The organism is Streptomyces sp. PKU-EA00015 (assembly GCF_013387495.1).
GTDB lineage: Bacteria > Actinomycetota > Actinomycetes > Streptomycetales > Streptomycetaceae > Streptomyces.
Genome location: NZ_JABZEE010000151.1, coordinates 1 through 384, shown reverse-complemented (window position 1 = coordinate 384; position 384 = coordinate 1). Strand labels below are relative to the sequence as shown.

The following is a 384-nucleotide window of genomic DNA, read 5'->3' as shown; positions in this document are numbered from 1 at the left end:
ACCGGCGAGGCACGCCCCAGACTGCCCCAGACCGACACCGACACGGGCACCGACCGCACGGCGACCACTGGCGTCCCGGCCCGTATGCCGCAGAACCCGAACACGACGCCCGCAGCACCCGAGCCGGTCCTCATCCCCTTCAAGTCCGGGAACTTCGAGTTCACCAACCTGAAGCACACGAACGAGGGGTACCGCGACAAGGCCGTTCGCATCATCGAGCTGCTCCGGAAGCACGACACGATCCGTGACTACGTCGGCGACCGCCCTGTCCGGATCACCCTGCACCTCCGTACGACGGAGACCCCGGCCGACGTGACGGACCGTGGTGATGCCGGTGTGGACATCAACCTCGCGAGCTACTACTTCGAGAAGTACGACATCGGT

At 65.9% G+C, this 384-nt stretch carries 1 protein-coding gene; it reads left to right on the top strand.

All coding sequences use genetic code 11. From position 1 onward, the window contains the following. Positions 1 to 384, top strand: a 384-nt coding sequence (locus tag HW130_RS35305) for a hypothetical protein (RefSeq protein ID WP_177153839.1), incomplete at both ends; no start/stop codon positions are given.